Below are 12889 nucleotides of genomic sequence, written 5' to 3'. Positions count from 1 at the left end.
TATACAACATGACACAAATGTACAGCTACATACGGTGGTCATCAGATCGCCAAGAATTGGGCACAACTCTGCAACGGCAGATGGCAGGAGCTAAGGAATTTGCCATACAGCAAGGCTTAGAGCTTGTAGAGGCTGGGGTGAGTGCTTTCAAAGGTAAGAACGCCACTGATGGCAAGTTAGGGGACTTCATCGCGGCTGTTGAAGCCAAGGCGATCCCTTCTGATAGCTGGCTCTACGTTGAGAACCTTGATCGTCTCACAAGGCAGGATGTGACCACCGCCCAAGAACTGTTTTTGAAGTTGCTTCGGCTTGGCTTAACCATCGTCACAGGTATGGATAAACGGATATATACAAATGAGTCCGTCAACCAGAACCCCACAGACTTAATGCTTAGCATCCTGCTGTTCAGCCGAGCGAATGAAGAGAGTAAAACCAAACAGGCCCGCACCATCGGGAACATAGAAGCACTGATCGAACGCCAGAGAAAGGGTGAACCTGTAAACATCAAAAGTGCAGGAAAACACCCTTTTTGGGTTGATGATAGCGGTTCCCAGTACGAGGCAATTAAACCCCATCCAAAGTATTGGGGCATTGCCCGCGAAGCTTTGGACATGTTTTTAGAAGGACATGGGATCTACAAGGTTAAGAACTATCTTGATACTAAGTACCCAAATGAACTGAATGGGAAAGAATGGGACTATCAAGTAATCAAGCGTATGAGAGAAAACCGAGCCTTGATCGGTGAACGAACACTAAAGGTTAAAAACATACCTTATGTGCTTCACAATTACTATCCAGCACTATGTAAAAGTGAAAGTGAATTCTTAAAACTTCAAGAGTTAAGGGTACAAAATGGACATAAGTCCAAAAGGGATCCAAACAAAGACAACATAAAGTTGATGTCAGGCTTGAGTATCCTACGTTGTGCTAAGTGCAAGGGGACTATGCATGGCTATCTCAACAAAGGAAAACCAAGATACATATGTGTCAACGGTAAGCACACACAAAAGGGCTGTACTGCATGGTCAGTAGCTGCTCCACTTGTTGAACAATGTATAATCATATGTTTGCTTATGGAATACTTAGATTCCTCTAGGGATATATCACAAAATGTATCTGACATTGAAAGTTTAATAGAATCTAAGCAGAGCCTTTTAGAGGCAAGTTCCAATAAAATAAAGAATCTAATGGCTTTGGTTGAAAATGGTGTTGGTAATATTTCGGAGCTTTCAGAAAGATTAATTGAACTGGGTAGGGAAAGAGATGGGTTGATCAAACAGATATCAAACTTAAGTGATAAGAAAATTCTCATGGAAGGTAAAGGTTCATTTGAGGATACTATGATCGACTTCATTGAACTGGTCCGCTGGGATACCTTCAATGACATTACTGATGAATCAAGAAACAAGATTCGTTCTAGTATAAGTTCCATAATTGAAACTGTATTTATGGATAAGGCAGATGGTTGTTTAAGTATCAAAGTTAAATGTATTGGTTCAGATATTGCTTATACGTTTACTGGGGACACAATGAAACCCCAGTGGAAATTCTACACAGAGCATTATGTTGATGGTGAAAGTTATTTGGTTAGTATTGATGATGATTTACTTAACCATGCAAAAATGAAATCCATTATTAATACAGGAAAAGAAATTCAAATCGCCGATCAAGAATACTTCAAAACAGTAATGGGATTACTTTCTACAGTTGGGTATCCTGAAATAAATGGTTCTGCATTTTGGCCTAACAGATAGGACATATAAATATCATTAATTTTGATGCAAAAACCAATAGAAATATGAATTACGAATGGGTTCATATGAATATATGGATGAAGTTGGCGAAGTAAATTAACACATAAAAGAATCCTTTTGGATCCTTCTGTGCGAGCGATCTTCTTGGCCGTAGAGTATGCACTCCATGGAGCCTTCCTAGTTGAAGCCATTATGTAAGATCCTGGGCCTCCGATGGGCTTGATCGCCCATTCGTCGTATGCAGTAGAACTAACAACACCAAAGGCATTTTTGGATCTAACTAATCAGTTGATTTTTATTTAAAAAAAACAATGAGTTATGCATTAACTAGAAGAGAATGAAAAGCCGTTACTGCTTGCAGTTACGGCTTTTCCCACGTAGTCACGAGTCCACGAGTGACTACTGGTGTACATATGTATAAGTAGGTACCTGTAGAATTTCTGTATTAAAAACGTACTGCTACAGACATTCGACAGTAGTCAATCGAACTCGCTGCACTCGTTTCTCATGACTACATGGGAAGAACTCCTTACCGCAAGCGGTAGCGGCGTTCTTCATCGCCTTTTGATTGATCAGAACTGAAAGGTGGGAATAACTCCCTATAATATATAAGGTATTAAATCCCACTTTTCCTTTAATCCATTAGGCAGCCTTCCTCAGTCCGGCTGTAGACTGGTGCTTCTCGTACCTCTCCATGAAGATCTCTCGTTCCCAGTCAGTACAGCTAGCATTGGCTCCCTTGAACATCCACTCCCTGAACTCTCCTAGGGTTGGATTCTTTTGGAGCCTCCTTCTGCAGCGTTCAGAAGCGGCGGCGTCCAGCTTGAACTGCTTCACAGGTGCACCGACAGGTTTCTTCTCTGAGGAATCAGATTGAAGTTGTAGATCAATGTGCTGGATGTTTGTCCCTAGTGCCTCTGCCTGCTCGCGGTCGAGAACATAGACTCGTTGAGTTTGGGCAGAGCTGTAATCCCTACTACACCCCCTCAGTATGAATTGGTGCATAGCCTCGTGTTCTCTAGAGCTAATGAACTCGCTGTAGGTAATGCCGAATAAATGCTCTATGTGAGTAGCCTCGCTGGGGCTTGGTTTGAGCGTCGCAAGCCAAACACAAGTCTCGTACGCCCTGAAATCGTTCAAGCCACGGGCTTCTACACTGATTTTTTGTCCTGGGAGTTCATATGCCTTCCCGCGAGTGTTCTTACGTTTGTCGTCAGAGTTGTTATGGGTATAGTAGTAATTAGTACCAATATTTCCGCCTAAATAGTCATAAATTTTAGTTAAACATTCGCCACTGTCATTCTTCCAAGTTGCTGATGCCCGTGTGTGCTCCAGAAAGTAGAAGATTTCTAGGCGATCATCCAAAGGGACAGATCTTTCCTGTATGTTGGGCAGCGTAACTTGCCTGAACAAGCATCTATGAGCCTTATAAATCATGGAATTAGTGAAGTTGGCTCCAATGAAGGTCATGTCTAGACCAGCATCTATATACTTCTGCAAATCTCGCCAAGCAGTGATGTTCAATTGGGACTTTGAACTGTCATAAAACCAGCTCGAATCCATGAAGAACTGGTCATTATCCTGAATAATGTCGAGAGTTTTACTCACTGTTGTGGTTATGTCCCCTGAAAAATCACGCTTTGTTCCTATGCAGTACTGATCGGTGGATTGTGCTTTTTTTGCCTTCTTGCTGGTGGTCATGTCGAAAGGGGCAAGCTTTAACAACTCATCTTGGACTAGTCGCTTTGCTGCTGGTGTGGCGTCGTTGAGAGTGATATGAGAACTGAAAGTTACAACGTCATCCAGATATATTTTGAAATTTTTCAGTAGCTTAGGGTCGATTTTGGAGAATATTTTATCGCTAATGATCAGTGCTTTGTGGCTGATTATGGGGGTTCGTAGGTAGTCCAGAACTGCTTGTAGAATGTCACAACAGTAGTTCTTCGAGTCCTTGTCACTGACCCACACCAGAGAACCATTGATCTGTGATGCCACATACTCCTGCATCTTGTTAGTACCGAAAGCCAAGATGAAGAATTGATCGGATATTGAGCTGTTTATCTCTTCGATCAGGGCGGTAGTTTTGCCAGCTCCACAACCATAAGCGGCAAACTTAAGCTTATGAAGTTTTGGAAACAGTAGGTTGTGATCGATCAAAGTAGGGTAGATTATTGTTTTTATTTTCATATACTTCCTTTTTATATATCCCAGTAACTCGTTGTTTACTGGCGATTTTCCAAATAAAATGCATAAAAAAAAGCCCTAGGGCCAGGGGCGTCTAGAGTCTGAGGCTGCATAATTTTGGATGTATCTATTATAGCACGAATGGTGCTGTTTTTTCAGAAATTGAGGTGAAATTCAATATGTCAATTTTTATTTTATAAAAGTATCAAGTGTTACTTTCTTAGCCTAGCTGACTGGCCTTCAAACCCGAAAATTATCAGAACCCAGTACCGTCATCGTTCTTTGAGGAAATTGAAGGAATCTCATACTCAGAACAGAAATAAGCCTGTTTTTATCTGCACGAGTCAAAAATCATCTGAGCCACTGGAATAATATTTAATGTGGCATTATCGAAAAATGTCAAGATATATTTTATCTTTTCGTGATTACCCACGAGCCTCAGCTTATTGGGTGTATACGTGCCAACGGACATTCCGCAGGGGTATTCACTCGCCTCAGATGTTAATTAGTAAGATGGCTCAGTGGTTCGCGGGTAAGGTGAATCGGCCGGGGGAAAGCAGTCTTGAAACTCAGCATATATGCCAGCCATTTTACCGGCCTCTGCTGGTACGCCAGCCAGGATCAAAAGCAGATTACCTGCAATCCCCAGCAGCCCATTCGAGTGTCGGATTTGCATCAGAACCAGCTCCGGCGGGAAGCCTCTGCCATGACGATTCACTGCATGGATGCCACCGTGCACAAAAGAGCTCAGAGGCCGCCACGAGTAATGTTTGAACTCCTTGAGATGAACCACTGGTGCATGTGGTGCCTTCTCCTCGATTGCTTCTAGCATTTGGCTGAGCATCGGAATTTTGTTGGCTTGCTTAGCAGTATCCTGCGTGAGCTCAGCAAGCATCAATTCAGCTTGGCTGTCCGTCGCAACGTAAAGCACCCAAAGGGAACGAACCAGCGACTCATACTGCACGCGAAGTAGGGCTGCGGCAGATGTATGTAGGCCTGCTGCCACTAGATACTTCAAGCTTTGAGCATGTTCAAAGCTAAGGCTAGCAAGTGCCCTCGTAGCCTGTAGACGACAGGAATCATTTACCAGCGGTAACGAAAAGAAGTCAGCTAGTCGCTCCTCCAATACCGCAGAACGTGCAAGCAACTGATTAAAGAGCATATGGGCCTACCTAAAACAACTTTTAACAGGGCATTCACAGATTTAAGGCTATCCCAACTCTCAACAGCAGAAAAGCGTTTCGTGATAACCCATCAAACTCAACCATCCTGAGTAAACGGCAATTACTGATTCGATAGAGTGCGATCCGGGTTGAAAAAGACACTAGAGGAAAATCTCTTTTGAGTACTCCCCAATGATACCGATCTGACGAGTCTCACTTAGTATCATTTAGATGTTGAATCAATCTATATGATACAGTATCATTAGTTCAATCTAAACGATACTTGATGGTTGATAGGGGTAAGGAAATGATTTTTGGGTACGCGAGAGTCTCGACAAAAGATCAGAGCCTTGAACGCCAGTTGGCGGTACTGGAACCTGTTTGCGATAAGATCATTTCTGAGAAGGAATCAGGAAAGTCCACCAGTGAAAGACCAGAGCTGCTTAACCTGCTCTCACACCTCCGCGAAGGCGATACCCTTGTAGCTCATTCCATTGACCGTCTTGCACGTAACACCCGCGACTTACTCGAAATGATAGATAGCCTTGTTGATCGAGGCATTGTCGTTCGCTTCCTGGCTAACGGCATGAGCTTTGACAATTCCCCGCAAAGTCGTTTGATCCTGACCATGATGGGTGCTGTTGCAGAGTTTGAGCGAGGTATGATCGCATCAAGACGTAATGAAGGCATAGCCATTGCAAAAGATGCTGGTCGGTACAAGGGCAAGCAGAAGAACAAGGAACTACACAGCAAAATCACTGAAATGCTCTTGGCTGGGAAGAACACACCGGATGAGATCGCGAAGCTGTGCGACTGCGGTAGGGCGACGGTGTTTCGTGTAAAAAAGGAAATGATGAGTACTGAGTGAATCAAAGAACTGTGAAATATGTTAGACGTGTACACATAAGGCATAAATATTATCACTACGATATATTAAGATGTAGTGTTTTTCTGAAATTAATAAAGGTGGTGATCTTATGATGAAATATAATTTATTTAATAAACGAGAGCGTGAGTATGAAATTGTTTTGATAAACGCATGCATAGTAAATGACGGGTTTAGCGATTATTATACTGCTGAGCAGGTTGAATGCATTAAGTCTAAATGTATCAATGAACCAAAATTAGATTGGTTTTCATATGGAGATCCACTTCATTGGTTTGATGTGCCGCTTGTTGGCGTAAATACAGACAATGAAATATTTATTATTGATGGTAGGCATAGAGTCTGCTGGATGAACTCAAAGAATATGTCTGAAATTCCAGTTGCTATATCAAATAGCACGAAGTCTTTCTTCGAAAATAAACGTATTATTTTTAAGCCTGTTTATAGCTTGGATATGCCATGCGAAGTAATTCCGCAAAAGACATCATTAGTTGCATTCGACTCAAAGGCTGGAGTAAGTAAAATATTCAATATTCTTAAAAGCAAGAAAAATTAGCTTAGTGGCATAGTTTTGTAGATACATAATCAGGAAAGTTATAATATTGAAAATAGATGAACATAATAGTAATTATTCATCCAGCTTGTCTCAAATAAATAAAGGCCTTCGTAAAACGAAAGCCTTTTAATTTAAAGTTTATAAAAATCCAAGATCAATTATCTCACCGGTATCAGCATTGAATATACAATAATAGGTTATATTTTTAGTAGCTCCAAACCCATTTTGAGCTGTCGCTTTATCACCTGATATTCTAACGATACGTTTAGATTTATCATACCAGCCTGTTCTATCAAATTTACTTTCAGACCAACTGTCTGTCCATTCGAATTTATATTTGGCAATCTTTGGAATTGCTTCAATACAAGCATATTCACTATTTTTATTATTTTTATAATAGCAATATGCGTCCTCAAGACATTGTGCTTTTTCTTCCTGTTCTTTTTTCGCTAACAGTTCTTCCTTAACTGCATTTTCGGCTGAAACTCTCGCTTCATCAGCGGCTCTTCTTTCTTCATCAGCCTTATCTTTTGCTTTTTTTTCTATCAAATACGTTGAGTATTCGTCTTTATCAAAGATTTTATTTCTCTTCGCATTAGAAAACTCTGCTTCAGATAGGAAACCAAGCTCTTTACCCTGGATTGCACTTGCAGAAGATCTCAGTGTATTCGAAATACTTACCAAGATAATTAATAAACAAGGGACTGTGTAGTTGTTTACGAGTTTTTACTTTGGTTTTGGCAATAGCCTGTTTTTAATCTTATCAATAGAAAGAGCTGCCCATGACAAGGCCAACAAAGCAACCAATATCATCAAGGTCGCAGATATCGCTGTCAGAGTGCCAGACCAGAAACCTATTCCTGGCTCGTAGATTTCATTATAAGCACTTAGTCCAAAGAGCAATGCGATTAATCCCCATAGACCATATACCAACACCTGAATTATTTTTTTCATGATATCTATAGTTCCATTACTATTGAAATTAAAAAACAAGGAGTTATTCGTCTCCGCTACTTAATAGAGCATATCTTTCAGGCCAAATAACATGGGCTGAAACGCCAATATGGTCAGCAATAATCTGTTCACCTTTAGGCCAGTGCCGTTCAAGAGCGTTATACAACGTCCTTTCATGTAAGCCATTTGTCCTAGATAGCTGGGCTAGTGTTCCTCCCTTCTTCTTAATGGCTGCCAGTATGTCTGCTCTGTGCCAGTTCTTTGTACTGGCATCCAGCTCCTTTTTCTGCGATTCTTCAGGATTATGAATACTCATAATGACCACTCGTTACTTATATTAGGTACATGATTGATCACTATATGGAACATGTCAAACCATAATAAGGATCTCCTGTTCCTTTTGTTGTGGTGATAGGTGACGCTATGACTGATAAGAAAGAGAGCATTTTGCAATTCAGCGAGAGGCTAAAATCCATCGTTCCGGCAGGCTCTGGCCGCGACTTCGCCAAGAGGGCCGGGATTGGGTACAGTACCGTCCACAACTACTTGCAGGGCGTTTCTAGCCCAACTCTAGAGAACCTTGTCTCGCTTGCTAGAGCTGGGAATGTCTCAGTGGAATGGCTGGCTACAGGGGAAGAGTTTAGGGGATTGACTCTGGCTCTAGATCGAGAGGTCGAGAACGACAGAGTACTAAAAATTCCTTTTTTGAATAAAGATGGATTCCTTTTTTTGGATTATGAAGCCTTCCTATCTATCCAGGAGAAAGCTGGCCGTCTTGCTGCTCTGCAAGTGGACAGTGATGTGATGGAGCCTACGTTTGGCGTGGGGAGTGTTCTAGTCATAGACCAGGGCCAGAAAGAGCTCAGGGATAGTAAAGTAGTTGTTATGCGTAAGGCAGGGAGCTACTTATACAAGAGAGTGCAGATAGTTTCTGAAGGGTACAGCTTGATCAGTGATAACAAGCAATATAATGCAGTGACTATTACGGATGAGTCGCTATGTGGCTTCGAAGTCTTAGGGACAGTGATTTCTATTTTAAATATTTTAGGTTGATATTAGTAGAATTGTTAATGACAAAAATACAGAGTTACTTCACCCATTCAGTGACTAAAAATAGACTTAGATGCCTTATAAGTTACGTTAACTGGCGTCATCATAAAGCTGATTTGATCATGCGTTTGACTAAGATAGCTGAAAATATAAACGCAAAAGATTTTTTAATTTCTATTTATGATGGCCAAGTAAAAACAAAGCCATATATTGAAGGTAATGATTCAATTGCGGTAAGGATTTTCCTTCAACCGACTTGGGTGTATTACCATGAAAATGAATGTATTACTATTGACTATGAGACTGGGGCTACATTAGTAATTTCTCACTCTGATGTTGGTTTCGATACAGTCTTTATACATCCAGCAAAATCAAAACAAAGTGGTGCCGATCATAAAGTGATAATTGTTTACCATGATGCTCATGGGGAGAAAATAAGTGACAAAAAACTCAATTCATTGATGGATAGCTTATGTCTTTATCATATGTATACGAGCGTTTTATTTGAAAAAAACATTTTTTTGCGTCTTAGAATTATCGTATTGAAAGCAAAGTCCTTTTACTATAGATATTTAGATAATGATAATAAATTTAAATACACCTCAGGAATATACATCCCATTAACTTCATTGGTAGTATCACTCATCGCTTTGGTGATAGCATTTATTTACTCTTCGCCGTAGTAAACCAGCTTGCTGGGAAATTATTTTAATTTTCTATATATGAAGTGTTTTACATAGATGATGCCCATGAATTAAAGCCCCGTACTGGCGGAGCTTTTAATTCAATTTCTATTATTTCAAATTTATTGGAACATTTAAAATTACTTGCCGCCCATCATACAAAGAGAAATTATTCGCTTTTAATGATGAGTCTAAAGGCAAGTCAATATTAAAATTTTTCTCTGCTACAACAACAGATTTCTTGCTCTCATCTAGCTCGTAAATCTTCAAGTTGTATGTTCCTGACTTTGATTCCACAACCTGATATCCATGGGGCACACCTTTATCTTTTATCCATGTAATACCATTTCCATCTGTATAAGATTCATCATCATATACAGGGATATCTACAGAAAAAATAAAAATCATAGCTACGCCAAGCACGCATAGGAATGCACAAACATGGTATAGCTTTTTCAATATAGTTAAGAATCCATTCATTCTGATACCTCTAATATATCATTCTTAAAGTCGTAGTCCAAATCAGTATATTGAAGCTGGAACTGCTCTGCATATAACGTCGGGACGACAATCGGTGGACGCCAATAGGTATCAAGTCCTAAATGTTCTGCAAGATCAATAACGAACGTCATACAGTTATTTTGGAAAAGCCCATACCCCTCTTTGGTTGGGCTATGGTTTTCGCGTCTCTTTTTATTAATCCAATCTATGGATTTTTCGTAGAAATAACCTCGCATTACTACACCTGCGATGTTACTAGATTGACCATGGCTTTGTGATATCTCATGTAGTGTTGATTTAAAACTACTCTCAACAATCATCCCGCTATCAAGCTTAACTGGTTGCTTAATGCTACCTCGCACAATACCTGGTTCGAATGCTTTTGGGTCGGGGTAACGGCCATATTCATAGTATCGTGTTTGGCCTGTTGCACCATTTACGAGTAGAACACCGGCATGTCCAAGATAATAGAGTCCAAACTGCCCACGCACTGCGATACGATATGAGGTAAAAATCAATGGAATCAAGAAATCTCTATCAGTATCCAGGCGAATATCGGTGATAAAAAGATTTTCAAGTGGTGTAGTTAGTACGTTGTTCATCATTTTCCCTTTGCGAGCCAACTTTTACTGCTGCCTTCTACTGTGATCTTTTGAGGCTTCTGTGACTTGGCGAGACCAGTAGCTACCCCATCAGGCCCAGTCATGGCACTGTGTGTTTTTCCTGCATCGTCGGTATAGGTGAATTTGAAATCTGCTAGAGGCTCACCAGTAGAACCAAGTAGACGAACATGGGTATCAAACCACGGAGTTACTCGTGGAATGAAGCTTGATTGCCCTGATGGGGCCATGTCTCCCACTATCACCGTCCCTGAACCAATGATCACCCCACCGCAATCAACTGCCCCACCAGTGATAGCCAGAGGCTTGCCGTTGACGAATACAGTAGAAGAACCGGAAGCGATGGAACGGGGATGAGGGGGGTTATTTGGCTTGTCATGAGGGGCGAGGGGATCGCCTACGCGGGCAGCGGGGATCCCATCTATGAACACATCGGGCGATCCTGCGGTGATGGCTGTAGGGTGAAAGCCATCATGGTCTGTGCCAATGTCTCCGATCTTGGCTGCTTTTTTGCTCAAAACTACAATTCCTTGTGCATAGTGTGGTAAATGACAGATACCCTACCACACCGTACCGTTTGAGACCATTAACGGGAGCTGATCAACGCCATACCGTGTCACTCATTTTTAGTTAAAATACAGAGTTGATATGGTCATCTATAAATTTCAAGCTGAATATTTTATGCATATGTGGAAATCTATTTGGCACATTTACTTTAGGGGAATAAGCTGAGCTAACTAATAGATTTTCAATAGTAGGCTATCTTATAGATACTAAATCTATTCCCCGTCATCGATTTCGTTTAAGTACTTAGCAAGAACATCACCATGGCAAGCATAAGGCTTGCAATGACATCCCAGTGTATGCCCTCTCAGAGCGATTAGCTTCTCTTTAAATTCGACACCACCTTTGAGAAATTCACGATCGAAATCATATTGAAACTTTCTAATTACTTCATCACGATCACCATCATGACCAATCGCGTAGGGGTTACCCCATAAAGTTCCGCGACCAATATATGTGTCAAAATGTTCTCCCTTGTCCTTATTGGAAACAGATGTAATCCTATCTTTTATATAACGAACTGGTATTTTTGAAGATAGGACTTCGTAAGGGGTAACAAATTCAGGTTTATTCGCTGAATCAAAGATTATGGCGTGTGTTGGTTCAACAGAAAAAGGATCAGTAAGTATATCGTGATCTAGCTTTGCTAAGACATCAGGCTGGAAATGATTTTTGATGAAATTTCGGCTATCTTCAAAGTACAGAATCTGATAATCCTTGGCATTCGAAAAAATTCGAGCAAGTTTACGCTCAAACTTGCCCTTAGATGCAAAGTCAGGATGATACATTATCAGAACTCTCATCATAGCAAATGCTTAACCTCAAAGTCAGTGTCCCAGTGCTTGTTTAAGTATTCTATCACAAGACGACGGTGGCAGTGATGGGGTTTGTGCTCACTACATAAGAGGCATCCATCTTCGATCAATGTTCTATCAATTCGCTCTATGTTTCTTTTTGCCATTAGGTTTAAAAATTTATCCTCATAAGTCTCCCAGGAAATATTTCCTTTTTTGTATGGGTCTAATATTTCTTTAGTTGGTGCTAAATCAGGGGAATGAATGTAATCAACATTGCAAATTTCTTTAAGGAAATACTTCAGGTCGTTCTTTTTGGCGAAACCAGCAAGTTGAGAAACGTTGTTTAAACGCACATCAACAAGCTTTTTTATCGGCTGTGATTTGATTAGGTTAAAGAATTTTTCTGCTGACTTTTCAGTAAATCCAATTGAAAAAATTTTCATGATACGGCCTATTAAATTAGCTAATAATTGCTGCGATAAATTTGTAACAAAATCCATCGTTGTGAGGGGCTGTACTTAAAGTAATATAACATGCACCTATGTCATAGATGCCTTCTGGATGCCGACCATAGTCAGAGTAAATCTGAGGGTCAGTTATTAATATTTTATATTCATATCCATTATATGAAAACAAACCTCTGAATTTTTTTAAATCATCCCCAAAATTAGCACCTTCAGCTTTAACTCTTACGCTCAAATTTTGAACATATATAAAATAAAGGGATTGAATAGGATGAGTGACTGAATTTATAGGGAATCTATCATTTTTTCCGCTATAACTGGATGTGCCGTTAGACCATATGGTCTGTGGGTTATCTAAAAGCTCGTTGATATTTTCTTTGTTAAATACCCCAGTTTTATCCCAATAAAATGATGTATCTATCGAATAGTTTTCCCTCTGGATTGGATGAGGGACTCTTTGAATGTAATTAAAGGTGGTTATATGAAGTAATTCTGGGCGTTGCTTATTAGGATATTCTATATGCGAGTGAGTTAATGCATCAGTGTCCGCTGTTGGATTGACAGGGCGAACCCAGTTACCAACTTCACTATTACGATAAATCTTGCCTGCAATACAAAATTTTTTATGTTTAACCGACTTTGCGAGTATTACAAATGTTATTGATGGCATGATATGTTTCTCTACATAAGGTCGATATTTTTATAAGGATATT

Annotated in this window: 15 protein-coding genes and 1 pseudogene; 5 read left to right on the top strand and 11 right to left on the bottom strand. The window is 40.3% G+C overall.

Annotated elements, in window-relative coordinates:
• Positions 1-8 precede the first annotated feature (8 nt).
• Complete coding sequence (locus MM194_RS05950; protein WP_241343024.1) at positions 9-1754, top strand: recombinase family protein; 1746 nt, start codon at positions 9-11, stop codon at positions 1752-1754.
• Positions 1755-2396: 642 nt separating this feature from the next.
• Here MM194_RS05950 and MM194_RS05945 read toward each other — a convergent pair.
• Entirely contained in the window at positions 2397-3941 is a 1545-nt protein-coding gene (locus MM194_RS05945) for a hypothetical protein (protein ID WP_241343023.1), read from the bottom strand.
• A gap of 502 nt (positions 3942-4443) precedes the next feature.
• Positions 4444-5100, bottom strand: a complete 657-nt coding sequence (locus MM194_RS05940) for a hypothetical protein (protein WP_052448195.1) — start codon at positions 5098-5100, stop codon at positions 4444-4446.
• 287 nt (positions 5101-5387) lie between these two features.
• Here MM194_RS05940 and MM194_RS05935 point away from each other — a divergent pair, with 287 nt between their 5' ends.
• Positions 5388-5969, top strand: a complete 582-nt coding sequence (locus tag MM194_RS05935) for a recombinase family protein (RefSeq protein WP_241343022.1) — start codon at positions 5388-5390, stop codon at positions 5967-5969.
• A gap of 109 nt (positions 5970-6078) precedes the next feature.
• Positions 6079-6543: a hypothetical protein gene (locus MM194_RS05930; protein ID WP_241343021.1), complete on the top strand. Its 465-nt coding sequence runs from the start codon at positions 6079-6081 to the stop codon at positions 6541-6543.
• Between the two features lie 138 nt (positions 6544-6681).
• Here the strand turns inward: MM194_RS05930 and MM194_RS05925 are convergent, their stop codons facing one another.
• Genes MM194_RS05925 through MM194_RS05915 form a run of 3 tightly spaced genes read right to left on the bottom strand, consistent with a single transcriptional unit; the run spans position 6682 to position 7813 of the window.
• On the bottom strand, positions 6682-7227 hold the full coding sequence (locus MM194_RS05925; protein WP_241343020.1) for a hypothetical protein: 546 nt from the start codon (positions 7225-7227) through the stop codon (positions 6682-6684).
• Between the two features lie 42 nt (positions 7228-7269).
• Positions 7270-7497: a hypothetical protein gene (locus tag MM194_RS05920; protein WP_241343019.1), complete on the bottom strand. Its 228-nt coding sequence runs from the start codon at positions 7495-7497 to the stop codon at positions 7270-7272.
• A 43-nt stretch (positions 7498-7540) separates the two neighbouring features.
• Complete coding sequence (locus MM194_RS05915; RefSeq protein ID WP_241343018.1) at positions 7541-7813, bottom strand: helix-turn-helix domain-containing protein; 273 nt, start codon at positions 7811-7813, stop codon at positions 7541-7543.
• 107 nt (positions 7814-7920) lie between these two features.
• Here MM194_RS05915 and MM194_RS05910 point away from each other — a divergent pair, with 107 nt between their 5' ends.
• A complete protein-coding gene (locus tag MM194_RS05910) occupies positions 7921-8550 on the top strand; it encodes a LexA family transcriptional regulator (protein ID WP_241343017.1) in 630 nt (209 codons plus the stop codon).
• 119 nt (positions 8551-8669) lie between these two features.
• On the top strand, positions 8670-9230 hold the full coding sequence (locus tag MM194_RS05905) for a hypothetical protein (RefSeq protein ID WP_241343016.1): 561 nt from the start codon (positions 8670-8672) through the stop codon (positions 9228-9230).
• Positions 9231-9341: 111 nt separating this feature from the next.
• On the opposite strand, the gene MM194_RS05900 is transcribed toward MM194_RS05905, so the two are convergent.
• From MM194_RS05900 to MM194_RS05875, 6 genes and pseudogenes are all read right to left on the bottom strand, one after another.
• On the bottom strand, positions 9342-9710 hold the full coding sequence (locus MM194_RS05900; RefSeq protein WP_241343015.1) for a hypothetical protein: 369 nt from the start codon (positions 9708-9710) through the stop codon (positions 9342-9344).
• Positions 9707-10333, bottom strand: a complete 627-nt coding sequence (locus tag MM194_RS05895) for a hypothetical protein (RefSeq protein ID WP_241343014.1) — start codon at positions 10331-10333, stop codon at positions 9707-9709. The genes MM194_RS05900 and MM194_RS05895 overlap by 4 nt, the downstream gene beginning before the upstream one ends.
• A 251-nt stretch (positions 10334-10584) precedes the next feature.
• A pseudogene (locus MM194_RS22020) lies at positions 10585-10869 on the bottom strand (type VI secretion system PAAR protein); the annotation flags it as partial.
• A 261-nt stretch (positions 10870-11130) separates the two neighbouring features.
• Positions 11131-11721, bottom strand: coding sequence for a DUF4326 domain-containing protein (locus MM194_RS05885; protein ID WP_241343012.1), 591 nt, complete (start codon positions 11719-11721; stop codon positions 11131-11133).
• On the bottom strand, positions 11718-12155 hold the full coding sequence (locus tag MM194_RS05880; RefSeq protein WP_241343011.1) for a DUF488 domain-containing protein: 438 nt from the start codon (positions 12153-12155) through the stop codon (positions 11718-11720). The genes MM194_RS05885 and MM194_RS05880 overlap by 4 nt, the downstream gene beginning before the upstream one ends.
• Before the next feature lie 16 nt (positions 12156-12171).
• A complete protein-coding gene (locus MM194_RS05875) occupies positions 12172-12846 on the bottom strand; it encodes a hypothetical protein (protein WP_241343010.1) in 675 nt (224 codons plus the stop codon).
• Positions 12847-12889: the final 43 nt, after the last annotated feature.

Origin of the sequence: Aeromonas sp. MR16, from assembly GCF_022549315.1 — a bacterium.
Taxonomy (GTDB): domain Bacteria; phylum Pseudomonadota; class Gammaproteobacteria; order Enterobacterales; family Aeromonadaceae; genus Aeromonas; species Aeromonas aquatica.
This window is presented reverse-complemented; position numbering and strand designations above follow the sequence as displayed.

Excerpts from the sequence above, each read along its gene's own strand:
- MM194_RS05885 (WP_241343012.1), bottom strand. The coding sequence starts at position 11,721 with ATGATGAGAGTTCTGATAATGTATCATCCTGACTTTGCATCTAAGGGC.
- MM194_RS05900 (WP_241343015.1), bottom strand. The coding sequence starts at position 9,710 with ATGAATGGATTCTTAACTATATTGAAAAAGCTATACCATGTTTGTGCA.
- MM194_RS05910 (WP_241343017.1), top strand. The coding sequence starts at position 7,921 with ATGACTGATAAGAAAGAGAGCATTTTGCAATTCAGCGAGAGGCTAAAA.
- MM194_RS05935 (WP_241343022.1), top strand. The coding sequence starts at position 5,388 with ATGGTTGATAGGGGTAAGGAAATGATTTTTGGGTACGCGAGAGTCTCG.
- MM194_RS05930 (WP_241343021.1), top strand. The coding sequence starts at position 6,079 with ATGATGAAATATAATTTATTTAATAAACGAGAGCGTGAGTATGAAATT.
- MM194_RS05880 (WP_241343011.1), bottom strand. The coding sequence starts at position 12,155 with ATGAAAATTTTTTCAATTGGATTTACTGAAAAGTCAGCAGAAAAATTC.
- MM194_RS05895 (WP_241343014.1), bottom strand. The coding sequence starts at position 10,333 with ATGAACAACGTACTAACTACACCACTTGAAAATCTTTTTATCACCGAT.
- MM194_RS05920 (WP_241343019.1), bottom strand. The coding sequence starts at position 7,497 with ATGAAAAAAATAATTCAGGTGTTGGTATATGGTCTATGGGGATTAATC.
- MM194_RS05950 (WP_241343024.1), top strand. The coding sequence starts at position 9 with ATGACACAAATGTACAGCTACATACGGTGGTCATCAGATCGCCAAGAA.
- MM194_RS05915 (WP_241343018.1), bottom strand. The coding sequence starts at position 7,813 with ATGAGTATTCATAATCCTGAAGAATCGCAGAAAAAGGAGCTGGATGCC.
- MM194_RS05875 (WP_241343010.1), bottom strand. The coding sequence starts at position 12,846 with ATGCCATCAATAACATTTGTAATACTCGCAAAGTCGGTTAAACATAAA.
- MM194_RS05905 (WP_241343016.1), top strand. The coding sequence starts at position 8,670 with ATGCGTTTGACTAAGATAGCTGAAAATATAAACGCAAAAGATTTTTTA.
- MM194_RS05940 (WP_052448195.1), bottom strand. The coding sequence starts at position 5,100 with ATGCTCTTTAATCAGTTGCTTGCACGTTCTGCGGTATTGGAGGAGCGA.
- MM194_RS05945 (WP_241343023.1), bottom strand. The coding sequence starts at position 3,941 with ATGAAAATAAAAACAATAATCTACCCTACTTTGATCGATCACAACCTA.